The organism is Psychrobacter okhotskensis (assembly GCF_965638355.1).
Classification (GTDB): domain Bacteria; phylum Pseudomonadota; class Gammaproteobacteria; order Pseudomonadales; family Moraxellaceae; genus Psychrobacter; species Psychrobacter okhotskensis.
In genome coordinates this window covers 1,795,917-1,819,191 of sequence record NZ_OZ281822.1, presented here as the reverse complement: position 1 = coordinate 1,819,191, position 23,275 = coordinate 1,795,917, and the positions used below count along the sequence as shown (strand labels likewise).

General features: G+C 43.7%; 19 protein-coding genes. 10 read left to right on the top strand and 9 right to left on the bottom strand.

The genetic code is table 11. The features are described from left to right. The first annotated feature begins 3 nt into the window (after positions 1–3). Positions 4–1,041, top strand: coding sequence for a WG repeat-containing protein (locus tag ACSUPM_RS07625; protein WP_025652733.1), 1,038 nt, complete (start codon positions 4–6; stop codon positions 1,039–1,041). Between the two features lie 125 nt (positions 1,042–1,166). Here the strand turns inward: ACSUPM_RS07625 and ACSUPM_RS07620 are convergent, their stop codons facing one another. Both ACSUPM_RS07620 and ACSUPM_RS07615 read right to left on the bottom strand, forming a co-directional pair. Then, positions 1,167–2,201 carry an alpha/beta fold hydrolase gene (locus ACSUPM_RS07620; RefSeq protein WP_173239644.1) on the bottom strand — a complete coding sequence of 345 codons (1,035 nt, stop codon included), beginning with the start codon at positions 2,199–2,201 and terminating at the stop codon, positions 1,167–1,169. A gap of 27 nt (positions 2,202–2,228) precedes the next feature. Continuing rightward, on the bottom strand, positions 2,229–2,393 hold the full coding sequence (locus ACSUPM_RS07615; RefSeq protein WP_010201990.1) for a rubredoxin: 165 nt from the start codon (positions 2,391–2,393) through the stop codon (positions 2,229–2,231). A gap of 329 nt (positions 2,394–2,722) precedes the next feature. On the opposite strand from ACSUPM_RS07615, the gene ACSUPM_RS07610 reads away from it, so the two are divergent. Then, on the top strand, positions 2,723–3,292 hold the full coding sequence (locus tag ACSUPM_RS07610; RefSeq protein ID WP_201567728.1) for an adenine phosphoribosyltransferase: 570 nt from the start codon (positions 2,723–2,725) through the stop codon (positions 3,290–3,292). A 76-nt stretch (positions 3,293–3,368) separates the two neighbouring features. On the opposite strand, the gene ACSUPM_RS07605 is transcribed toward ACSUPM_RS07610, so the two are convergent. Further along, on the bottom strand, positions 3,369–3,836 hold the full coding sequence (locus ACSUPM_RS07605; RefSeq protein ID WP_025652736.1) for a hypothetical protein: 468 nt from the start codon (positions 3,834–3,836) through the stop codon (positions 3,369–3,371). Between the two features lie 108 nt (positions 3,837–3,944). Continuing rightward, positions 3,945–4,886: a transaldolase gene (locus ACSUPM_RS07600; RefSeq protein WP_201576603.1), complete on the bottom strand. Its 942-nt coding sequence runs from the start codon at positions 4,884–4,886 to the stop codon at positions 3,945–3,947. Positions 4,887–5,547: 661 nt separating this feature from the next. Between ACSUPM_RS07600 and pheA the strand changes: the two genes are divergently transcribed. The 8 genes from pheA to ACSUPM_RS07560 all read left to right on the top strand — a co-directional run bounded on the left by pheA (position 5,548) and on the right by ACSUPM_RS07560 (position 15,918). Beyond that, on the top strand, positions 5,548–6,723 hold the full coding sequence (gene pheA, locus ACSUPM_RS07595; RefSeq protein ID WP_025652738.1) for a prephenate dehydratase: 1,176 nt from the start codon (positions 5,548–5,550) through the stop codon (positions 6,721–6,723). Positions 6,724–6,972: 249 nt separating this feature from the next. Then, positions 6,973–8,103 carry a histidinol-phosphate transaminase gene (hisC, locus tag ACSUPM_RS07590; RefSeq protein ID WP_201617640.1) on the top strand — a complete coding sequence of 377 codons (1,131 nt, stop codon included), beginning with the start codon at positions 6,973–6,975 and terminating at the stop codon, positions 8,101–8,103. A 308-nt stretch (positions 8,104–8,411) separates the two neighbouring features. Beyond that, positions 8,412–10,760: a bifunctional prephenate dehydrogenase/3-phosphoshikimate 1-carboxyvinyltransferase gene (locus tag ACSUPM_RS07585; protein ID WP_436880323.1), complete on the top strand. Its 2,349-nt coding sequence runs from the start codon at positions 8,412–8,414 to the stop codon at positions 10,758–10,760. Positions 10,761–11,049: 289 nt separating this feature from the next. Next, the gene (rarD, locus tag ACSUPM_RS07580) at positions 11,050–12,012 is read left to right on the top strand and encodes an EamA family transporter RarD (protein ID WP_173239647.1); all 963 of its coding nucleotides are present in this window, start codon (positions 11,050–11,052) and stop codon (positions 12,010–12,012) included. Positions 12,013–12,092: 80 nt separating this feature from the next. Continuing rightward, positions 12,093–12,530 carry a dihydroneopterin aldolase gene (gene folB / locus ACSUPM_RS07575; RefSeq protein WP_436879824.1) on the top strand — a complete coding sequence of 146 codons (438 nt, stop codon included), beginning with the start codon at positions 12,093–12,095 and terminating at the stop codon, positions 12,528–12,530. Then, entirely contained in the window at positions 12,520–13,053 is a 534-nt protein-coding gene (locus ACSUPM_RS07570) for a 2-amino-4-hydroxy-6-hydroxymethyldihydropteridine diphosphokinase (RefSeq protein WP_436879823.1), read from the top strand. Before folB ends, ACSUPM_RS07570 begins: the two co-directional genes overlap by 11 nt. A 182-nt stretch (positions 13,054–13,235) precedes the next feature. Beyond that, entirely contained in the window at positions 13,236–14,492 is a 1,257-nt protein-coding gene (locus ACSUPM_RS07565; protein ID WP_436879822.1) for an RCC1 domain-containing protein, read from the top strand. A 139-nt stretch (positions 14,493–14,631) separates the two neighbouring features. Next, on the top strand, positions 14,632–15,918 hold the full coding sequence (locus ACSUPM_RS07560; RefSeq protein ID WP_436879821.1) for an RCC1 domain-containing protein: 1,287 nt from the start codon (positions 14,632–14,634) through the stop codon (positions 15,916–15,918). A gap of 279 nt (positions 15,919–16,197) precedes the next feature. Here the strand turns inward: ACSUPM_RS07560 and cysE are convergent, their stop codons facing one another. The 5 genes from cysE to dnaE form a co-directional block, all read right to left on the bottom strand. Beyond that, positions 16,198–17,112, bottom strand: coding sequence for a serine O-acetyltransferase (gene cysE / locus ACSUPM_RS07555; protein WP_436879820.1), 915 nt, complete (start codon positions 17,110–17,112; stop codon positions 16,198–16,200). Positions 17,113–17,273: 161 nt separating this feature from the next. Continuing rightward, entirely contained in the window at positions 17,274–17,717 is a 444-nt protein-coding gene (locus ACSUPM_RS07550) for a YtoQ family protein (RefSeq protein ID WP_201577060.1), read from the bottom strand. A 103-nt stretch (positions 17,718–17,820) separates the two neighbouring features. Beyond that, complete coding sequence (locus ACSUPM_RS07545; RefSeq protein ID WP_436879819.1) at positions 17,821–18,660, bottom strand: RNA methyltransferase; 840 nt, start codon at positions 18,658–18,660, stop codon at positions 17,821–17,823. Next, positions 18,657–19,043: an Hpt domain-containing protein gene (locus ACSUPM_RS07540; protein WP_025651023.1), complete on the bottom strand. Its 387-nt coding sequence runs from the start codon at positions 19,041–19,043 to the stop codon at positions 18,657–18,659. Before ACSUPM_RS07540 ends, ACSUPM_RS07545 begins: the two co-directional genes overlap by 4 nt. 227 nt (positions 19,044–19,270) lie before the next feature. After that, positions 19,271–22,975, bottom strand: a complete 3,705-nt coding sequence (gene dnaE / locus ACSUPM_RS07535) for a DNA polymerase III subunit alpha (RefSeq protein WP_436879818.1) — start codon at positions 22,973–22,975, stop codon at positions 19,271–19,273. Between the last annotated feature and the right edge of the window lie 300 nt (positions 22,976–23,275).

The following is a 23,275-nucleotide window of genomic DNA, read 5'->3' as shown; positions in this document are numbered from 1 at the left end:
TTTATGCATCGACAGACTCAATCAAAAGCGCTGCTTTCCCCGATATTTGGATCGCCGCTAAAAGTAACGCGCTACGGTGCTACCATTAGCCTGTTAATCAGTGCGTTATTTATGATGCCGACTGCACACGCCGCCAGCTGTAAAATTCCCAAAAGCTATTATAAAAATGTCTCTTGTACCGCGAGTAACGGTTATTTTCTAGCAACAAAGGACTTCGGTGCACCAGTAGCGTTGCTAAATAGTAAAGGCAAAAAAGTCGTTGATTTATCACGCTATCAAAAAGTCGATGCAGATAAGATAGCTGGTGGCTTGCTACCCGTGCTGCGCAATAGTCACGTCGGCTACCTTAATATGCAGGGCCGTGAAGTAATACCTGCGACCTACGATATGCTAAAGGAAAGTCAGGGTTGGGCGCGCCCAGTATCTGATGGACGTATCGTGGTCAAAAAAGATGGCAATTATGGGGTTATCGATACGGCGAATAAGACCGTCGTGTCGTTTTCTGCGTCAATCAGTGATATTGACGATTATCGTGGCGGTGTGACGCAAGTACGTAAAAATCAAGCGACCAGTTGGTTGGATAAAAATGGCAAAGCCACTAGCAATCCAAATGGTAGTAACAGTAATAATGAGCCTTTGTCCTCGAAGCAAACTGCTAATAATAGCTCTGCTACAGCGCCAGCGCAATCTAGGCAAGCAGTGCCCAATCGTTTTACGACGTTACAACCACGTCAGCAAGATGGTCGATGGGGTTTCGTCGATGAAAACAATGTGACGATGATTACTTATTCATTTGATGATGCTCGCCCTTTTTCAGAAGGCTTGGCTGGCGTGCGTATCGATGATAATTGGGGTTTTGTCAATCTGGGCGGTGAGCTGGTGATTCCTTTTCGCTTTGCTAATAGCGGTGTATCGAGTGGTGACAGTTACCAAGGCAGACCCGCCTTTACCTTTACCAGTGGCAAAGCGTGGATTGGTAACCTAAAAAATGGCAATAAGATGTGTATTGATAAAGAAGGGACGGGTGTCGGTTGCGATTAGGGCGTGTTTAAATTAGGGCGTGTTTAAATGAAAAGATCGACGTAAAATAGCCAGCATAAAAAAGAGCGTAAAACCTACGAATCAATAGTAGGGTTTACGCTCTTTTTTATGGGCAAAAAATAAAACTACTGGTCTAATAGGTGCTTGCTGATTAAATCGACCATATAAGGTTGGTAGTACTCTGGAATATCGTGTGCCATGCCTTCGATTAAATGAAACTTGGCATTCGGAATAGTCTTAGCGACTACGCGTCCTTGCGAAGGAGGCAACAGCCCATCTGCACTACCATGCAGCACAATCGTCGGTGCTTTGACTTGCTTACTAAACCGGCTAATAGAGCCTGATGCTAAGATAGCATTGAGCTGCTGTACAGTGCCAAGCGGATGAAAGTTGCGCTGATAACGTAACTTAGCAATTTCACGCACCATGCGCACGTTGACATGTCCTGGGGTGCCGACTGTCTTCATAAACCAGACACTATGGCGCACGATATCGCGCTCAGAATGACTCTCAGGACGATTGATAAGCGTATACAACTGCTTAGGCTTCGGCGGCTTTAAGAATGCCCGATTGGTGGTGGTAAACATCAAGGCCATGCGTTGTACTAGGCTTGGATAGCGTGCCGCCACAATTTGGGCAATCATACCGCCCATAGAAGCACCAAGTAGGTGTGTCTTACCCAGCTGCAATGCTTTAATCAAACGCGCTGTATCTTCGGCCATATCGGTTAAATTATAAGCAACCTGCGTACTTTTATTAGACAATCCGGTTTGCAAACGCATCATCATTTTTAGTTGGCTGATACGCGGTAGACCATCGATCTGCACCTTAGAAGACAAGCCAATATCCCGATTGTCAAAGCGAATCACAAAGAATCCGGCATCAATAAGGCGCTTGATAAAATTGTTCGGCCAAAATATCATTTGCGAGCCAAGACCCATAATCATCAACAGTGGTGGATGATTGGGATTGCCGCCTGCCTCAACACACAACTCGATGCCATCACCTATATCTATCATCGCTTGATGGAGGTGTTCGCTCAGGTTTGATTCGCGCCATTGGTGTTTGCCAAATCGTTGCCAGTCAGGAGTAGGGTATAGCCCATCCTCTCCAGTGCTCTTAGGCAATGGCGCGTTATTGATATCATTGGATTTTGTCATGAAGTGTCCTAATTAGAGAGTCGTCTACTAAATCTCAAGCATCTCAAAATCAAGCTTGCCAACACCGCACTCGGGGCAAATCCAGTCTTCAGGGATGTCTTCCCACTTAGTGCCAGGCGCAATCCCTTCTTCAGGACAGCCAAGTGCTTCATCGTATATCCAGCCACAGACGATACATTCATAACGTTTCATAAATAGTCCTATCGATCATTACCAGTGTTACAGGGTGTCTTTAGCGCGTCTACTGAGCATTGACGCTCATATTTGGACGGTAAAAACGCCCGTAGTTTAGCATATAACCGGTGTTTTAATAGTTAAGTTTACACTTGTATATTGAGATAACCGCGCTTTTATCAAGTCTGATATGAGCATTTCGTTGATTTAAACGAGTCTATCATTGCTCGTTTGACCGCTATATTACACCAAATTATGTTATAGTAATCGCTACTAATTTCACGGTGATGTCTGTCATTTATCACCGTCACTTATTACCATCTAAGCCATATGAAATAAGGGTTATTATGAGCGTCAACGCCGCCGCTACATCTACTAATACTGAAACTGAGCCGTCTCATACGCTCAATACCGACCATCTGTTTTGGCAGGTTATTCGCACAGTACCAAACTTCCCGAAAGTCGGCATTGATTTTTATGATATTACCCCGTTACTGCGCAGTCACATTAATGCGGTGATTGATGCGCTGCTTGCGGTATTGCCAGATGGGCTGATGGATGAAGTGGACTGTTTGGGTGCAGTAGAGGCACGTGGCTTTGTGTTTGCCAGCTTGCTGGCAGGTCGCTTGGGTAAAGGGATGATTTTGTTGCGTAAGCCCGGTAAGTTGCCGCCGCCTGTTGCCAACAAGGCCTATGCGCTAGAATACGGTAAAGACACGCTTGAAATGCAAAATAACCTGCCTCCTGAGCGAGTACTGTTGGTCGATGATATTTTGGCAACGGGCGGTACGTTGACCACCGCTTATGAGCTGTGCCAATCAGCGGATCATACTGTGGTCGGGGCTTTAGTACTGCTAGACTTGGTTGACTTGCATGGTGAGTTCCCCGTGCCTGTTTATACGGTGCTAAAAGCATAACGTCAATTTTTAAATTGACCATAAAGAAAAAGCGCGCTGATATAAGGTCAGCGCGCTTTTTTGCTATCGATACTTTTTATTTGTCTTGTTGATAACGTTCGCAAGTTTGCTCTACTATTTTGCGCCCGATCGTTTTTGGCGTTGTAATTTTAAAATCCTTGGTGGTCAATATGGGTTTGTCTGATTGCCAAGATTTTATGACTTTATTATCAGCGCCATAATTCACGTAGGCTCGTCGATAGTAACTGGCATCTTTACAAGATATCAATAATTGCTGATCGCTATGGTCTATAGCGCTTTCTTTTTTGCTCTTTTTATCTTTTTTATCCGTCTGTTGTAGCTGCGGCGGATAGGTTCTACGAATGGATGCCAAAATGTTTTCGACATGATGCTCATCTATGATATTGATATCAGAGCTTTCAATAGAGTCGGAATCTAGGCTGAAAGTCGAACCAGAATCAGTCTCAGATATCTCTATCCAGTTTACTGCATGTGCACTAATCGCTAGCGCACTACCTGCTAATACCACTGATAGCCGTCTCATAATCAAGCCTTACTTCTTGTTATTTGAAGTAGGTTATAATAGCTAACTTACTATTAGCAGGCAAATCTCTTTTATTTGCCGGTGTTTAACTGCGCGTTATCGTAACGACTAACTGCGCATCGCAGCCAATGCCTGAGCAAGCTCATCACGCGCACCGATAAAGCCATCGATACCCTTGGGTAGCAAGTCTTGGGTAACGGTATCCTTTTGATAGGCTTGACTGAACTCTTCCTGCGTCAAACTTACTCGAGTCATATCATCTAACGCCATCGACATGCTTGGTGAAAGCTGACGAGGGACTTCTATATCCATCGCTGCCAACTCATCAATGAGATCGGGAGCAATGGTCAACAGATCACAGCCTGCCAATGCCAATATTTGCTCAGTAGAGCGAAAGCTTGCGCCCATTACTTGCGTGTTGTAGCCATGTTGCTTGAAATATTGGTAAATAAGCTTGACCGATTGCACACCCATATCATCAGAGACAGGCACGTTCTGACGGTTTTGTTGGCGTTTTTGCCAATCTAAAATACGACCAACAAAGGGTGATATGAGGGTCACGCCAGCGTCAGCACAGGCAATCGCTTGATGCTGTCCGAATAATAACGTCAGATTGCAGTGAATACCCTGTGTTTCTAGATAACGCGCGGCCTCAATGCCCTGCCACGTCGCCGCCATCTTGATGAGGACACGTTCTGAGTCGACCCCTGCTAGCTGATAGGCCTCCATAAATGCTAGGGCTTTATCGATCGTCGCTTGGGTGTCATATGACAAACGCGCATCGACCTCAGTTGAGACACGCCCTTCGATTAGCTCTAAAATATTACAGCCAATCTTGATAGTGAGCGCATCAATGACGTCGTCTACGTTACCTTGATAGCGACTCATCGTCTCTGAGAGCATAGACTGGTTATCAGGATGAATAAGGGCTTTGGTAATGAGGCTGGGGTTGGTGGTCGCATCGACAGGTTTTAAGCGAGCAATAGCGCTAAGGTCGCCAGTATCAGCGACAATGGTGGTCATGGTGCGAAGCTGTTGTAATGCGCTCATCAGGTATCCTTGTATGAATTAATTAACAGGGTGGTGTTTTAAAATTATTAAGTTTTAAACAGTATCTAGGTTTTAAAAAGGGTGTACGTGTTAAAAGATTGGTTATGTTCTAAAGATTAAATGTATTTAAAAGGTGTTTATGCTTTTGTTAGTGGTGCTAGTTACCATTAGTTTTGAACTGTAACATAGTTTTGAGCCACTGTTCTGCCATATAGTCATTCCACTATAAAAGTATTACTGCGTTAACACCGTTTGAAGTATTAAATATACATCTACACTCGGTTGCCTTGTACTACTTTTAAATTTAATCAACTATAGTTCCCCGTGCATGGCTGCCAAATTGGATAACTGTGCTAATATTTATGACGGTTCGATGCTTTACACGCATTTACGAATGGGCACTGCGCGTAGTTTTTGTTATAGTAGAGCCGGCCAGCACATCTTCTGTTGTATTAACAGAGTAATCCATGAGCCGTATCGGCGAGCAGCGTTAGAATAAAGCGGGCAAAGCAGCCTATGTTGATAAACTGGTTTAGCAAACAGGGACTATCAATATGGTTGGACTCAGTTATCAATAAATATAATTATATGCAAACATAAAAACAGTGATTATTAACAGTTATAAAACTCAGTAATAATATTAGAAAAAGGATGGGCGGTAATGAGTGAGCAGTCACCAGAGCAAAAAATGGACAACCTAAATAAAAGCAGCGCAAGCGATAACTCAAGCGAAAAAGAGTTTTTAGATCAGCTGCGCCACAGTATTGATAGCGTAGACTGCGACATTCAAACGCTGATCAACAACCGTGCCAAACTGGCTCAGCAAGTGGCGACGGTCAAAAAAGAGCACATAGCAAAAAGTCCTACGGCTGAAAAAAGCAATCCTATTTTTTATCGCCCAGAACGTGAAGCTCAAGTACTAAAAGCCGTGATGGCACGTAATACTGGTCCAATCGCTGATGAAAAAATGGCCCGTTTGTTTCGTGAAATTATGTCGGTGTGCTTAGATCTAGAAGCGCCGCAACGTATTGCCTTTTTGGGTCCAGTTGGCACCTTTACTCATGCTGCTGCCCTCAAGCATTTTGGTAAAGCGGCTGATACCGTACCAATGACTACTATCACTGATGTATTCCGTGAAGTCGAAGCGGGGACGGCAATGTATGGCGTTGTGCCGGTTGAAAACTCATCAGAGGGTGTGGTCAATCATACTTTGGATGGCTTTTTGTCTTCTACCTTAAAAATAATAGGGGAAGTTGAGCTGCCCATTCATCAAAACTTCTTGGTCGCTGAGCACACCAAGCTTGACGGTCTCAGCCGTATTTATTCGCATCAGCAGTCACTAGCCCAGTGCCGTCATTGGCTCGATGTCAATTATCCCAATGTGGAGCGTGTCGCTGTATCGAGCAATGGTGAAGCCGCACGTCGACTCAAAAATGAATGGCATTCAGCAGCAATTGCAGGGGATGTCGCAGCCGCAGAGTATGACTTGCATAAGCTTTACTCAAATATTGAAGACAATCCAAGCAACACCACACGCTTCCTTATCATCGGTCACGAAGCGATTGCGCCATCAGGACAGGATAAAACCTCTATCGTCGTCTCAGCTCATGACAAAGCGGGCGCGCTTATCGAAATCTTAAAGCCCTTATCTTATCATGGCGTGTCGATGACCAGTATTGAGACGCGTCCTGAACGTCCTAATAAATGGGCCTATGTCTTCTTTATTGATATGGACGGTCATATCAACGATCCAAATGTCAGTGCGGCCATCAATGATATTCGCCCGTTAGTGAAGGATTTACGTGTGTTGGGTTCATACCCAAAAGCCGTGCTATAGTCAATTCACTATAAAAGTGTGACAGCGTTAACCTTGCTTGAAGTATTAAATATAGCTGTACGCTTGGTTGCCTTGTACCACTTTTGCATTGAACCGACTATAACTATCTGTCCTTGTTGCTCTTTTAAATCGAATCAACTACTTTAAATTGAAGCAATTCTACAGCGCTGGTTTGTGCTTGAAAGACTCGTTAAATTACTCATTAGTATCAATAAATCGTAGATGCGTCATCACTTCTAAGGATAAACCATGCAGACACCTCAATCGACTGAGTCAAATTTATCACCGCTCATACCTGCCTATGACAGTATCTTAGAGCTTGCTCCGTATCAAACAGGCAAGCCGGTGGAAGAGTTGACGCGCGAATATGGCGTCTCAGATGTGGTGAAGCTTGCTAGCAATGAGAATCCAATGGGCTGCTCACCGCAAGTGACGTTGGCAGTGACAGAGCAGCTTAGTCAGCTGGCGCGTTATCCTGATGGTAATGGTTACTACCTAAAGCAAGCATTGGCTGATTTTAATGATGTGAATATCGATCAGATCACCTTGGGCAATGGCTCTAACGATTTGCTCGATATCTTGGCGCGTGGTTTTGTGGGTACGGATGACGCGATCGTCTATAGCCAGTATGCCTTTGTGGTTTATTCGATGCTAGCAAAAATGCAAGGCGCGACGGGCGTAGAAGTGCCCGCGCAGCGTTTTGGTCATGATCTCAACGCCATGAGCCAAGCGGTTCAGGACAATCCTAATACCAAAATTGTCTTTATTGCCAATCCTAACAACCCAACCGGAACACAGCTTGAGCATAAAGCGCTGCGTCAGTTCGTCGCAGGTGTGCCAAGCTCAGTATTGGTGGTATTGGATGAAGCCTATATTGAGTACAGTCCTGAGAGTAATAACAGAGCGCTAATCGAGGATTTTGATAATGTGGTCATCGTTCGCACCTTCTCCAAAGCGTATGGATTAGCAGGTCTGCGAGTTGGCTATGCACTAAGCTCGGTAGCAGTTGCGGATTTATTAAACCGTATCCGTCAGCCATTTAATGTCAGTCGTGTTGGACTGGCGGCCGCCGCAGCAGCACTTGGTGATCAAGATTTCATTGAAAAAGTACGCTTGACCAACGAAGAGCAAATGCGCTGGTTAGAAAAGCAGTTTGATGCTTTAGGGTTGGGTTTTGTTAAGTCTCATGCCAATTTTATCATGGTAGAAATGGACGATGAAAATGCGCTATCGATTAATCAAGCATTACTTGAGCAAGGGGTCATCGTGCGGCCATTGGTAGGCTATGGCTTGCCTACTTGGTTGCGTATCACGGTAGGCGTGGCAGAAGACAATATGCGCCTGATTGATACACTACGCTCTATACTGACTGATGATTAAATCATCTTACAAGGCGTTTATTAAGATTTAGCTGTTTTTAGGCGCTTTCGTTTAGATTGAAGACACACACTATAGTCAAAATATCCTGGAATTGTGACAGTATTGCTGATATTAATGTTTTGTAGCTTCTGTCTGTGCAGGCACAGCATGCAAAAAAAATTGATATTAGTAGTGCGTTATCTATGAATATTATTTTTTACTGACTATATTTAATACGCCATTAAACTTTATAAAATGAATGTCAGTTTATATCACCTAACAAGACGTTCGTTTGTTCAAAGAGAAACGCCGTGAGTTGCCAGCAAAACATTCAAAATGATCAAAATAATAATAGGCAGTCCGCTATCAATACCCAGCCGCCGTTATTTAAGCAGGTTTGTGTCATCGGTCTAGGGCTGATTGGCGCAAGTCTTGCCCAAGCCATCAAAGACCATGGTTTAAGCGCGCGCTTGGTGGCGGTAGATCGACATGCGCCAAGCATCGACGAAGCCATTCAGCATGGTTTGCTAGATGCGGGTAGTGCTATCTTAAGTGACGTGGTATCAGGCAGTGACTTAATTGTCATCGCCGTACCAGTACAAGCGGTGAAAGCCGTGTTTGTCGATATTAAATCCGCTATGGATAATGGTCAGCTTGTGTCCGATTGCATCATTACCGATGTCTGTAGTACCAAGGTCAATATCATTGAAGCTGCCAAAGAAGTATTTGGGGCTTTGCCGACAGGATTGGTACCTGCGCATCCGATTGCTGGTGCCGAAGATTCAGGGTATCATGCGCGGCGTGCCACATTATTTGTCAATCATAGCGTGATTATATGTGAGCTGCCAACGACGGATTCTGCCGCTATTGCTAGATTGCGGCAGTTATGGGAAGCAGTGGGCGCTTCAGTGATGGCGATGTCCGCTGACCACCATGATTCTATCTTGGCGCATACCAGTCATTTGCCGCATTTGCTGGCGTTTAATCTGGTCGAGCAGCTGGCAAGCCATGATGACAATTTAGATATGTTTCGTTATGCCGCGGGCGGTTTTCGCGACTTTAGCCGCATTGCCGCCAGCGACCCTAAAATGTGGCACGATATATTTTTTGCCAATCAAAGCGCCATCGTAAGCGCTCTTGACGAGTATGGCGTTTATTTACAGACCATGCGTCAGCTTATTATTGATAAAGATTCAACCGCCCTGATGGGACTTTTGGGCCGCGCGCAAGCCGCACGGCGACATTTTGGCCATATGTTAGCCAGCACCCCTTATACGGATACTTCTGCTATGTCAGCTTCTTATAATATTACCCCTAGCAATACTGTTTCTGGCACCATCGCGATTCCTGGTGACAAATCTATCTCGCATCGCAGCATTATGCTCGGCAGTCTTGCCACAGGCGTGACAAATGTGACTGGGTTTTTGGAAGGGGAAGATGCGCTTGCCACCTTGCAAGCTTTTCGTGATATGGGCGTGACCATTGAAGGGCCTGATAACGGTAAATTGATCATTCATGGCGTTGGGATGAATGGTCTAAAGCCAAGCAAAACGCCATTATATATGGGCAATTCGGGTACTAGTATGCGGCTGCTGGCAGGTATCTTGGCGGCACAAGCATTTGATAGTGTGTTAATCGGTGATACGAGTTTAAACAAGCGCCCTATGGAGCGTGTCGCAGCGCCATTGCGCGCCATGGGTGCCGTGATTCAAAGTACGGGTCATAGCGGTACTGCGCCGCTAAGTATCACTGGTCGTGATAGTGTCGGACAGCCGCTGCAAGGGGCTGAGTATGATATGCCAGTCGCGTCTGCACAAGTTAAGTCTTGCTTATTGCTGGCTGGACTGTGGGCAAAAGGCACAACGACTGTCATTCAACCTGAAGTTAGCCGTGACCATACCGAACGTATGCTCTCAGCCTTTGGTTATCCTGTGACTGTTGATGGCAATCGCATTAGCGTTGAAGGGGGTGGCACGCTCACAGGCGGTGATATCGCTGTCCCTGCGGATATCTCATCGGCGGCCTTCTTTATGGTAGCCGCTGCTATTAGTCAAGATAGCGAATTGACCTTAACGCAAGTGGGTATTAATCCGACACGTACGGGTATTATCGATATCTTACAACTGATGAATGCTGATATTAGCCTAAGCCATGAGACGCATGTGGGCGGCGAGCCAGTTGCTGATATTACGATTCGCAGCTCAAAACTAAAAGGTATTGAGATTCCAGAATACTTAGTGCCTTTAGCGATTGATGAGTTTCCAGTCTTATTCATTGCTGCTAGCTGTGCCCAAGGTCGTACAGTATTAACGGGTGCAAAAGAGTTGCGCGTTAAAGAATCAGATCGCATTGCCGTGATGGCAGACGGTCTACAAACGCTTGGTATCGATTGCACCGTGACTGAAGATGGTCTAATTATTGAAGGTAAAGGTATTGAAGGCAAGGGCAGTAATGTTGATGTTAATGAGGTTAATAACAGCCAGCCAGTCTTCGGTGGCGGTCAAATTACCTCACATCATGATCATCGTATTGCCATGAGCTTTGCGGTTGCCAGCTTACGCGCATCCAAGCAGATTACCATTGAAGGCGTTGAGACCGTCAATACCAGTTTTCCAGGGTTTGCTGAACTTGCCAATCAAATCGGTATGTCTATTCAAGTGAATAATGGTGTAGCCTAATGCTAAAAACCCTAATAGTTTGATAAGCAGTATTATTGGCTTTTGAGATGTTGACTTCTGGATTTAATGAAGCCAGCAAGGCTGCTTTTTAGCCTTTCTTGACCTTGATATAAAAGTTATTTTCAACGTGGTTATCGTCAGCAATGTGTTGATACTTTAATAGTATTAACGCATTGCTTTTTACTTTCTACCCTATATGTAGTGACCCTGCGCTCTTACCGCTAAGTTTTCATTATTGATAAACATTAGGTGAGGTCGCGCTTTGCTCTAATTTAAGTTGTCCTGCCTTATGACTACTCAAAATGTCGTCAAAAAACCAGTCGTTCCAATCAAAACTACGAGAAGTGGTATCGTCACTGCGCTGATCGCTTTTTGTATATGGGGTGCATTTCCTTTATATTTTAAACAATTGGCCGCTTATAACGCGACAGAAATCATCGGTCATCGCATTGTTTGGACGTTTGCTTGTTTGCTCATCGTTGTGGTCGTGACCAAACGTTGGCAGTGGATAAATACCTTAAAACAAAATCCAAAATGGATAGCCTTGACCTTTTTGTCAGGTATTATTATCGCCACCAATTGGCTCACCTATGTATGGGCGGTCAATCACGATCAGATACTTGAGGCGAGCTTGGGGTATTTTATTGGCCCGCTCGTTGGCGTGGCGTTATCGATGATTTTATTCAAAGAGCGCCTGCGACCTTTACAATGGGTCGCGATTGGTTTTGCGCTATTGTCTGTGGTCATTCAAGTCGTGATGCTCGGTAGTCTGCCATGGCTATCGCTCATTCTTGCCTTTAGCTTTAGTACTTACGGTACGATTCAGCGCCAAACGCCATTGACCGCAGTCGATGCAATGTTTGTTGAAACTACCATGTTGGTACCCATCTTTATTTGGTGGTTTTGGCAAGCGGATGTGGTCAGTAGCCAGCTGAGTTTTTGGTTTACCCCAAATATTTGGTTGCTTATGATAGCAGGTCCCATTACGCTGATACCGCTATTACTATTTAATAGATCGACTAAGCTAGTCGCTTATAGTATTTTAAGTTTTATGAATTATCTGACGCCGACCTTTATTTTCTTCTTGGCGGTGTTTTACTATAAAGAACCTTTTGACTTAAACCGTTTAGCCGTCTTTGGTTTGATTTGGCTAGGACTGTTATTATTCAGCATTGACTTGTGGCGTCATCGCCCTAGTAAAGCATTAAAAGCCGAGCGCTTGCGCGAAGAAGCATTGCAGCAAAGTAAGTAAAAAAACAAAGTAAATAAAATTTTGGGCGAAAGACTTAAATTAAAAAGCTCAGTCAAAAATTAATAAATAAGGATGAGCGCATGTTTCATACCGAATCTGATGTGGTATTTGTCAAAGGCTTAACAGTAGAAGCAGTCATTGGTGTTTACGCGTGGGAGCGCGCTATTACGCAGCCGCTCCTAATTGATATAACGCTTGAAACAGATATTAGTAAAGCTGCTGTTTCAGACGATGTCCATGATGCGCTCAATTACAAAGCGGTCTGTGATGATGTGAGCGAATGGTGCAAAGCGATTAAGGCACAGTTGCTTGAACACCTAGCCGGGCAAATCGCTGATAAGATATTTGCAAGATATGACTGTCAAAAAATAACGTTGAGCATTGCTAAGCCTACCGCTATTGCCCAAGCTGATGCGGTAGGGGTGCAAATAACGCGCTATGCGCCAGCATCAACTAACGAGCTAACTACTAAAGAAGCTGCCGAAGAAGTTAATGACAGCCAAGTCGATGATGCATAAAACATCGTTGCATTTGAATTTGGAAATGCTAACACAATGCTCACCTGAGACTTTGCAGGTGCAGCCCGTGGTAGAGGTAATAGTAGCGCTGGGTAGTAATTATCAAGCAGAAAAATATCTGCCACTTGCTCTAGAGTGTTTGGTAACGCTAGGTCAGATACGGCTATCTACTGCTTTTCAAAACCCTGATTTCACCGCAACCTTAGAACAACCAAAACCTGATTACACCAATCAATGTGTACATCTCATACTAGCAACACCGATGAGTCTGCAGCAACTACAGCAAACCTTTAAAAACCTTGAAGGAGATTGTAATAGATGTCGACAGACTGATTTGAACCAAGTACGGCGAGTGACAATGGATATTGATATTTTGCTAATCAAGTTGGCTGAAGAAAAAAATAGCCTAAGCAATAAATCGACATTTAAACCAACGTCTAATTGGATTGTAATGGCCGATCGCTATCCATTTAAAGCACATGAGGCGGCAGGGATTGAAGAATTGATTTCAACCAAGCTCTAATTTGGCTAGTAAGTGGCCGTATCTTAATCACCATTGTATCTTGTTATCTGAAACCATCGCTGTTCAGTATTCACTCTGCCTTAACCCATCAGTTTACTAGACAAAAATCTAATAAAAACTATGCGATTATCTAAGCAATTGTTAGTATAAGTGACGATGTAATCCTCAAGATACTACTACCTATGCAAAAACCAATGAACCTTTCGAAGAAAAAAATAATCAAGAGTTTAGTAGCAATAATCATTATATCTACTTTACCTGCCTGCGATAAAACGCCTTCCGAGCATCTTCAATCTCTTACCAAAGAGAAATACCCTGTAGCGAATATGCCAGACGAGCCACTAGAAACTCCACTTGAGATTAATATTGAGCCCAAGCGCCTTGCGATGACCAGCTCATGGAGTGCAGGGGTAAAAGACGATGGTACGCTTTGGACATGGGGTACAGATGGTCTACTGCGCGAGACTAAGACAGGACAAGACCCAACGCCTAGGCAAGTCGAGGGCGTGAATGATGCGGTAGCCGTATCAGGTGCGGGTCATATGCTACTACTGAAAGATGATGGCACAGTATGGGGTTGGGGTAGTAACTATCATGGAGAGATAGACCCTAGTGATGGTGACATCTTTATTGAAGAATTGAGACAGATTAAAGGGATTGAGAATGTTGTAGATATCGCTGCTGGTGAAATGGACTCCATATTCTTAACTAATAACGGTGAAGTCTATGTATTAGGCAGTAATGAAGGTGGTTGGGTTAATGAAATCCCAAAGCAACTTATTATTCCAACTAAAGTTCCTAATCTTTCAGATATAATCCGTATTGAATTTAGAAATGGAGTTCTATTAGCGTTAGATAAAAAAGGCGAGTTGTACTCTACAGGAAAATCAGAACGTGCGTTAGGACGTCTTCTCTATCAATCACAAGAACCTGAAATAGAATATCATCCTGCTGCTAAAGTCGCATTACCTAAAAAAACTATCGATTTCTCAGTAACCTCTACAAGCGCAATGGCAGTTCTTGAAGATGGAAGCGTATGGAACTGGGGAAGCAACAGCTCTGATAACCTAGCCTTATCAGATTCTGAAGATATTAAAATGCCAGAAAAAAATCCATATTTACATAAGGTTGTAAATATTGGAATACATGCTGCTGTAACTTCTCAAGGTGACTTATATACTTGGAGTAAATACGGGTTTGGGAAGAATAAAAACTCTATTTCAGCGTATACATATAATAAACCTTTTTTAATAATGCAAAATATTGATCCAGACCAAATAGTTTATGGGTACTTATCATATGCTGTGGTCACAAATGATGGCAATGTCTGGTTTTGGAATTGGAATGAAAATGGGCAACGCGGCACGGGTGAAATTGTAGAAAGCATGGAAAAAGATTATGTATTAACCCCCGAAAAATCACTATTTACGTTAAATTAAACTTCTTAATTATCAGGAAACTTACTATGTCACAGTCCATCAAAGATATCTTTTATTATGCGCTACTAACTCGTGCTGCTTATGAAGACATGGATGAAAATAGTGATAGTAGCTGTTCAAACTAAAAATAAGAGAATCTATGTCTTTTCAAAACCTTACTATGCATAAGTATTCGTCCACACTCTCTGTAGTGGCTTTGATATTATCTTTGACAATGCTGATTGCCTGCGATAAAACGCCTTCCGAACATATCAAGACATTGACCGAAGATAACTACCCTGTGGCAAATATGCCAGACGAGCCACTAGAAACTCCACTTGAGATTAATATTGAGCCCAAGCGCTTAGCCATGACCAACTCATGGAGCGCAGGAGTAAAGGACGATGGTACGCTTTGGACATGGGGTACAGATGGTTTATTGCGTGATACCAAGACAGGACAAGACCCAACGCCTAGGCAAGTCGAGGATGTGAATGATGCGGTAGCAGTTTCAGGCGGTGGTGGACATATGTTACTGCTACGTAAAGATGGCACAGTGTGGGGCTGGGGCAGCAACAGATATGGAGAGATAGACCCTAATGATGACGACACCTTTATTGAGGAGTTGAGGCAGATTAAAGGGATTAAGAGTTTGGTATACATTCATGCAGGTCAGCAAGCTTCTATATTTGTTGATAGCGAAGGAAAGGTGTTTTTTTTAGGGAACAACGAAACAGGTGTTGTTAACGGTAATATTCAGAAAAAATTTAATTCGCCTGTGCTTGTCGAAGGTTTTGAATACATTGTCAAAGCCGAAGGTAGTGCAGGTGCTATCGTCGCTCTGAGTGAGGATGGATCAATTGTTTCATCATCTTCAACATTAGATTCATTAGGTAATCCAAATGCTAAGAAAACCACTATTAGCAATGGAAAAATTTATTATTCACCAGTCATTGTTTCTCTTCCAAAACAGGCAGTTGATTTTACTAAAGGGTACGCAAATTTTGCTTTATTAGAAGATGGTAGTGTTTGGAGTTGGCGTTCGCATGAATGGTCTGCTCAGAAAGAATCTAAAGAAATTTTTATTAAGTCACCAAAAAAAGTAGAAGGTCTATCAAAGGTTGTCAGATTAAATAGTATATCGTCTAATACTATCAATGGTGACCTTTATACGTGGGGTAATTACGTGTATTCATCTAGATCTAGTTCAACCAAAGACTATATTCAAAGACCTATACGGATTGCTCAGGATATAAAAGTTGACCAATATGGAACTGGAGGCTTTGCTGATTATTCTTTTATAGATGATAAAGGCAATGCTTGGATGTGGGGCGATAAAAGCGACAGAGGGCAATGGGGGACAGGCAAAATAACTGAAGATTATATGCCGAAAGAATTCGTACTGAGTCTACACGAATCATTATTCAATACTCATGCTAATAAATAATTAATAACTCTAAAACTAAAGGGAAAATATTATGTCACAGTCAATGAAAGATATCTTTTATCATGCGCTACTAGCTCGTGCATCTTACTCTGAGATGAAAAGCAACGATTTGCTAAGTCAGAATTTGCTAGAAAATCAAGAAGGTTAACCTACCATGTATGCGGACATGGTAGATTTTATCTAATTCCGCTTTGATTTCATTGGTTCTTCACTAAAACCTATATAAGCATTTGTTATCAGTTTATACGGTAACAGTACTGCCTACTTCTAACGATTGTCTTAGCGATTTTTTTCATCATTGATATCTTCTACATCAGCACGACCAATCACATCTAAATCTTCTAAACAAAGCTTGTCATATTCTTTTTTGCAAAAATTAGGATCAATATCACACATCGCTGACTGCAGTTGATCGAGGCGATTCTCTGATTGCTGAATGTGCTCAAGCATTTTAGCAAATGCTTCTGCGACAGGGTCTTGCGAATAGGGATCGATACCATAAGCGCGGAAGGTATTGGTACGTTTCGCGGTAGGGGTGGTATCAGCTGTTTGATCTTCGCTGCTGTCACCTGCTTTCGCGACTTTTTCTTGTTGCTTGGCATCTTGTACTTTTGTCGCGATGGGATTGCCTTTTTCATCGTGATGATCTGAGATCATACGAGCCGCACTACCGACCATCGTAGCGCCTGCTGGTACTGGTTTGACTACCACTGCATTCGAGCCAATTTTGGCGTTTTTGCCGACTGTAAATGGCCCTAAGACTTTTGCACCAGCACCGACTGTTACACCGTCTTCTAATGTTGGGTGACGCTTACCATTATTCCAAGACACACCGCCCAAAGTAACACCATGATATAGCGTCACATCGTTACCAATCTCAGCCGTCTCACCGATGACAACGCCAACACCATGATCGATAAAAAAGCGTCTACCAATCTTAGCAGCAGGATGAATCTCGATACCGGTAATAATACGTGAGCCGTAAGAAATAACGCGAGCAGCGAGCTTTTGGTCATGATTCCAAAGATAATGGGCACCACGATGTAAGACAAGCGCATGGATGCCAGGATAGGTTAGGATGACTTCCAAGCTATTACGCGCTGCAGGATCGCGGGTGAATACCGCATCGATATCTTCTTTTAGGTCTTTTTTGATGCTGGCAAGCGATTTGAACAATTTGGCTGGCAATGACATAAGGCGTCCTATCGTATTTTTAATAACAATCTTTTTAGTTATAGCAGTTTCGCAGTACAAAATATAGCAATGAGTGATAAATTAAAACAGAGTATGCATAGATAAAACGCCAAGCTGTGGCGATTTGTCTACAAACAATCCTATGTGACTATATATGCTAATTAATTATCACTCGTCACATATTTTAGCAGTTCGACAACCTGTTCAGGCGTTTGCGCCCATGCCATTGCAGCCGCATCCACTTCTTTTAGCGGATGAATAATATCTTCAGCATGTAGCGTGATATAAGGTTTGCCCAAAGCGGCGCAGTAGCCCGCGTCAAAGGCGGCGTTCCACTGTTTGTATTTATCACCAAAGCGAATTATGGCAATATCACATTTTTGAATCATATTTTTGGTACGAATCGCATTCACCTTTGATGACTGATGGTCGCGCCAGAATCCATTTTCATTTTTACCCAACACATCACCAGCCGCGTCGCTGGCTTCGTGTTCAGTCACGGCGGAGGTAAAGGTAATAGCAAGACCATAATCCTTCGCACCTTGCATAATTTTCTGCCGCCAGTCGCTGTGTATCTCTCCAGATAAATAAACAGTCCAGTTCACTGTTAACTCCTTTTTATTATTAAACCATCTGATTTGCAATACACTAACACTACTGTTGCCAATGCCAAAAACTCAACGCCCTAAACATTGCGCATTAGAAGCTTTAATCTTTTGCAAGCTTAGCAATTAAAGCGCTTAATAGCTGATATTCTTTTTGATCAAGCTGTAAGCGTGAGCCCAGTCGTGATAGGCGTGACGGTAAAGACTTTAGGTTTTCACTATCGGCCAGTCCGCGCTGCACCATTAGCTCAGTCATACGCTGAGTCAGTTGTTGCAGTTGCTGCTGGGTGATGGCTGGCTCATCCCATTGTTGGCGTAAATGCATGTCCAGACTGTTGATACCGTCGTTATCATTAAGCTTAAGATGCGCTTGGGCATAAGCAAAAATAAAACTGGCAATCACTTGTACAGCGGATGCTACGTTGAGCACTGGATAAGCAGGATTGGCATCGATTTGAATATGATAATCAGCACAAGCCAGCTCTTCATTGGTTAGACCACGATCTTCACGCCCAAATAAGATAGCAATATTTGGCTTATTTGTAGATTGAGTGTTTTCACTCAATTTAGTGCTTTCATTATTATCGGCTACATCGAGAGCAGTTTGCTTATCGATAAAATCAAACATGATTTTGGCAGCTTGCGTGGGTGTCACCACAGGGCGCGGCAAATGACGGCTGCGACTGCTGGCCGCAAATACGAGCTGGCAATCTCCAATAGCAGACTCTAGGCTTGGCGATATCAAGGCTGATGATAATACGTCACTGCCACCAGCAGCATGAGAGACGCTGGTGTCATCGATTGGTAGCTTGGGATCGATGACAGTTAAACGCGACAAACCCATGGTATGCATGGCGCGTGCCGCTGAGCCGATATTGGCAGGCAAAGTGGTATTAACCATGACGACTTGTAGGCAAGAAAGATAGTCATTCACACTACTCATGATTGCCCCAAGCGTTGATTGATTGCCTGTTCAGCACGTTGTAAGGCGACGGCGATATCTTCAATCAGTGCCGCTTGCTCACCGATACGGCGCTCACGGCAGCGCTCTTGTAATTGGCTGCTCAGGTTCATCAACTGGGTCGTACCCAAGTTGGCGCAAGCCCCTTTTAGCGCATGAGCAACTTCGAAACCATTGGCATTATCATTTTTTTGTTGGGCAGCTCGTAACTTTGTGAGGCGCTGGTAACTATCAGCAATATAAACTTGTATCAAGTCGGCAAAGTCTTCTTCTAGCAAGTCACGCATGTCTTCAAATTGTTCGTGATTGATAATTTCTTCATCAGAAGCAGCATTGATAGGATTGTTATTAAAATTTTCAGTCATAAGGGTATGTCCAATATCGTAAAATTAGTGCAGTTCGAATAACCACAATAAACAGTTTAGGGCGTGCCCTCAATTCAAGCGATTGTATCTAAATGGGCTAAAAATGGCTAAATTTTGCCAAACATCGTCAAATAGCTGATTAATATCCCGATATTATTTCCGCTATTTTCCTCACTTGCCTGCAATTTATCTCATTTTTATGACCATTTTTTAAATGAGGACACGCCCTAGCTATAATGAAAATGTAAATTATCTTCGCTAAGCATGTTCTTCAACTGCTGCAAATTATCATCGTTAGGGTAGACGCGCCAATGTTCGGAGAGCCCTACATTAGCAATACCGAACTCTTCGTAAATGCTAAGTCCCAGCGGCAGGCAGTTATCGTTGATTGAGGCGTCGGTATTGCTCAGAGCATTATTGGCATAACTTTGATTAGAAGCGCTTTGACTCATATCACTTTCTAATGCCAACAAATCATTACCGTCTTCGTCATACAAGCTGCCACCCATGGCAGGGTCATAAACGTTATTGTTGCTATTACCTTGCTCGTCCTGCTCGTCATTAAAGGACAAGCGCGGTTTTGGGATAATGTCAGCTTGTGCCGATTTGAGTAGTGGCTGCAAACGTGTCAGTAGGTTAATGTCACTGCCGTGGACTTTAATACTGATTTTTTTCAGCCATCGCAAGCGTGCATCAACCATACTCATGGCATTATCAAGACGAGCAAACAGACGACCGTCACGCTCACGAATACTGCCTTTGATGATGACCACTTCATCCACCTTCAACTGTTCTTTGACGCGGTTAAAACGTTCAGCATAGCAGCTAACTTCAAGGCGTGAGGTTCCATCATCTAAGATAATTACATTACGATTACCAAAGTTAGCGATATCGATAATTAAGCCTGCAAAATAGCAGCTACCGTTGTAACCAGTGTCCGTTAGCTTATCGAGACGTGCGCCTGAGGTATAGCGTTTGATCTCATCCAAATACTCATTGATTGGATGGCCGGTTAAATACAAACCTAAGGTGTTTTTCTCCGCTTTTAAACGGTGCTTATCACCCCAAATTAATTCTGAGGTCATGACCAATGGCGGTGCAGCAACGACACCGTCCATTTCACCAAATAAGTCCATCATGCCGATTTCACGGTTCTGACGGTCTTGTTCAGCGGCTTGTACGGCGCTTGGCAATTGACTCATAAGCGCGCCACGAATCTCGTAAGCTTCATCGGCTGGCAAGTCAGGACGTAGGGTCGCCGCAAAGTCATCAAAACACCCAGCACTCACTAAGGCCTCAAGCGTACGTTTATTGACTTTTTTGATATCGACGCGGCGGCAGAAGTCATATAAATCTTTAAACGGACCTTCACGGCGGCGCGCATCAACGATAGACTCAACGGCACCTTCGCCAACGCCTTTAATCGCACCCAAGCCATAAATGATATTGGTCGGGGTATCGGCGACGAAATGCCATTCACTACGATTCACCGATGGATTAACGACGGTCAAATCAAAGTTTTCACGGCAGTCGTTGATAAAGAACACCACGTTGTCGGTGTTGTTCATATCTGATGTCAATACCGCTGCCATAAATTCGGCAGGGTAGTATTGCTTGAGATAAGCGGTCTGATAAGCAAGCACGCCATATGCGGCAGAATGCGAGCGGTTAAAACCGTAACCAGCGAACTTTTCCATCAGGTCAAAGACACCACCTGAGGTCACTTCATCGATACCTTGCGCCGTGGCACCAGTGACAAAGATATCGCGCTGTTTGGCCATCTCTTCGGGTTTCTTTTTACCCATCGCACGGCGTAACATGTCCGCACCACCCAAGCTATATCCTGCCATGACCTGCGAGATCTGCATGACCTGTTCTTGATAGACAATAACGCCGTTGGTGTTTTCTAATATTGGCTCAAGGTTTGGATGGTCATAGATGACTTCCTCGCGACCGTGTTTACGATCAATATACATCTCTACCATGCCAGCATCGAGCGGACCCGGACGATAGAGCGCACACATGGCGATCACATCTTCGATATTAGTCGGTTGTAATTTCGCCAAATACTTTTTCATACCCATACTTTCAAGCTGAAAGACGGCAGTAGTCTTGGCATCTTGCAATAGCTTGTAGGCTTTTTTGTCATCTAATGGCAAGTCTTCTAACACCAACGCTTCTTTGCCTTCTTTCGCACGACGCAAGTTGATGTTTTCTACCGCAGCGTTAATGACGGTTAAGTTACGTAGACCCAAAAAGTCGAACTTTACCAGACCAACCGCTTCGACATCATCTTTATCAAACTGACTGACACGGTGACCATCGTCATCACAATAAATGGCGCTAAAGTCAGTGATTTTATGCGGGGCAATTAGTACGCCACCGGCATGTTTACCAACGTTTCGGCAGACACCTTCAAGCTTGATTGCCATCTCCCAAATTTCGATAGCATCTTCATAATCCATATTGTCAGGATTGGAGATTAAGTCTTTAAGCTGTGGCTCTTGCTCGAGCGCTTGGCTGAGCGTAATACCGGGGGTCTTTGGAATTAATTTAGACAATTTGCTGGCAAGAAAGTACGATTTACTTTGTACCCGCGCCACATCTCGTACCACTGCTTTTGCCGCCATGGTACCAAAGGTTATAATTTGCGAGACCGCTTCACGCCCATAAGTTTGCGCCACATAATCAATAACACGGTCACGACCTTCAATACAAAAGTCAATATCGAAATCGGGCATGGAGACACGCTCAGGATTTAAGAAGCGCTCAAATAGTAGGTCGTAATGGATAGGGTCGAGGTCGGTAATGTTTAACGCATAAGCGACCAAGGATCCTGCACCAGAACCACGACCGGGTCCAACGGGTACGCCATTGGCTTTTGCCCAGCGGATAAAGTCCATGACGATTAAGAAGTAACCGGGAAAGCCCATGGATAAGATAACTTCCAGCTCATATTCTAAGCGTTCATCATACTTTTGGCGAAAATCGCTCCAGTTATCAGTACGTGCTTCAACGGGAAATAGCTTATCTAATCGATTGTTAAGGCCCCGTATTGACTCTGCGCGAAAAAACGATTCAATCGTTTCGCCTTCAGGGACAGGAAAATCGGGCAGGACGTTAATACCAAGGGTCAAGGTTACATTACAGCGGGTTGCTAAACGCAAAGTATTATCAATTACCTGTGAAATATCATCAAACAACTGCTCCATCTGTGCTTGGGTTTTAAGATATTGCTCATCTGAATAGGTTTGCGGACGATTTTGGTCAGCGAGCACGTAGGAGCCTGCGATACAAACGCGCGCTTCATGGGCGTCAAAATCGTCTTGCTCTAAGAAGCGTACGTCGTTATGAGCAATAATAGGAATATTGTATTTGGCACCTGAGTGGATAGCAGCCTGAATAAAGGTGTCTTCCCCTGAACGATTGGTACGCTTGATGGCAAAGTATAAGCGATCATCAAACTGTGCTTGCCATTCTGTCAGCAGCTCATCAGCTTTTTCTGGCATAGAGCCGACTAGCGCTTGACCCACATCTGACTTTTCGGTAAATAAGACAATGACGCCTGCGGCATGCTCTAAAATATGGCTGCGTTTGATGACAGGCACGCCATGATTGGCAGCGTCAGCGCGTCCTTCAGTGAAGCCAAGCGAGACGATACGGGTAATGTTTTGATAACCCTCGTTATCCATCGCTAGCAGGGTTAGCCGCGTGTCCTCATTCTCCATGATGACTTCGCTACCGATAATCGGTTTGATACCAGCACCTAGGCAGGCACGATAGAACTTCACCGTGGCATAAAGGTTGGATAAATCAGTTAACGCCAGCGCACGTTGGTTGTCTGCCGCCGCCGCTTTGATAAGCGGCTTTATACGCACGATAGAATCGGTGATCGAATATTCGCTGTGAATGCCAAGGTGTACAAATGCCATAGAGGACTCTTACTGATACGATCAAAAGGAAATAGGTTGCTAAGAAAATAAATTTATTATTATCAATGATTTAATTGGTGTTTTAGAGTTAATTAGAAGTGAATAAGACGTCAATAGCCATATTTATTCATTTTAAATTTAGCTGCTAATAATAGCATTATTTGGTACGTACAGCCACCGATTCAAGGGTATCAAATTGAATGGATGGTTTTTGGGAATGGGTTTGATTATAGGAAAAAGCCTTCTATATCATAATGATGTAGAAGGCTCTGATAGGTGAAAGATTTACGATTATTTAGC

What these genes read in the sequence shown, in the direction of transcription:
- ACSUPM_RS07625 (WP_025652733.1), top strand. Translation starts at nt 4, where the DNA reads ATGCATCGACAGACTCAATCAAAAGCGCTGCTTTCCCCGATATTTGGA.
- ACSUPM_RS07620 (WP_173239644.1), bottom strand. Translation starts at nt 2,201, where the DNA reads ATGACAAAATCCAATGATATCAATAACGCGCCATTGCCTAAGAGCACT.
- ACSUPM_RS07615 (WP_010201990.1), bottom strand. Translation starts at nt 2,393, where the DNA reads ATGAAACGTTATGAATGTATCGTCTGTGGCTGGATATACGATGAAGCA.
- ACSUPM_RS07610 (WP_201567728.1), top strand. Translation starts at nt 2,723, where the DNA reads ATGAGCGTCAACGCCGCCGCTACATCTACTAATACTGAAACTGAGCCG.
- ACSUPM_RS07605 (WP_025652736.1), bottom strand. Translation starts at nt 3,836, where the DNA reads ATGAGACGGCTATCAGTGGTATTAGCAGGTAGTGCGCTAGCGATTAGT.
- ACSUPM_RS07600 (WP_201576603.1), bottom strand. Translation starts at nt 4,886, where the DNA reads ATGAGCGCATTACAACAGCTTCGCACCATGACCACCATTGTCGCTGAT.
- pheA (WP_025652738.1), top strand. Translation starts at nt 5,548, where the DNA reads ATGAGTGAGCAGTCACCAGAGCAAAAAATGGACAACCTAAATAAAAGC.
- hisC (WP_201617640.1), top strand. Translation starts at nt 6,973, where the DNA reads ATGCAGACACCTCAATCGACTGAGTCAAATTTATCACCGCTCATACCT.
- rarD (WP_173239647.1), top strand. Translation starts at nt 11,050, where the DNA reads ATGACTACTCAAAATGTCGTCAAAAAACCAGTCGTTCCAATCAAAACT.
- folB (WP_436879824.1), top strand. Translation starts at nt 12,093, where the DNA reads ATGTTTCATACCGAATCTGATGTGGTATTTGTCAAAGGCTTAACAGTA.
- ACSUPM_RS07570 (WP_436879823.1), top strand. Translation starts at nt 12,520, where the DNA reads ATGATGCATAAAACATCGTTGCATTTGAATTTGGAAATGCTAACACAA.
- ACSUPM_RS07565 (WP_436879822.1), top strand. Translation starts at nt 13,236, where the DNA reads ATGCAAAAACCAATGAACCTTTCGAAGAAAAAAATAATCAAGAGTTTA.
- ACSUPM_RS07560 (WP_436879821.1), top strand. Translation starts at nt 14,632, where the DNA reads ATGTCTTTTCAAAACCTTACTATGCATAAGTATTCGTCCACACTCTCT.
- cysE (WP_436879820.1), bottom strand. Translation starts at nt 17,112, where the DNA reads ATGTCATTGCCAGCCAAATTGTTCAAATCGCTTGCCAGCATCAAAAAA.
- ACSUPM_RS07545 (WP_436879819.1), bottom strand. Translation starts at nt 18,660, where the DNA reads ATGAGTAGTGTGAATGACTATCTTTCTTGCCTACAAGTCGTCATGGTT.
- ACSUPM_RS07540 (WP_025651023.1), bottom strand. Translation starts at nt 19,043, where the DNA reads ATGACTGAAAATTTTAATAACAATCCTATCAATGCTGCTTCTGATGAA.
- dnaE (WP_436879818.1), bottom strand. Translation starts at nt 22,975, where the DNA reads ATGGCATTTGTACACCTTGGCATTCACAGCGAATATTCGATCACCGAT.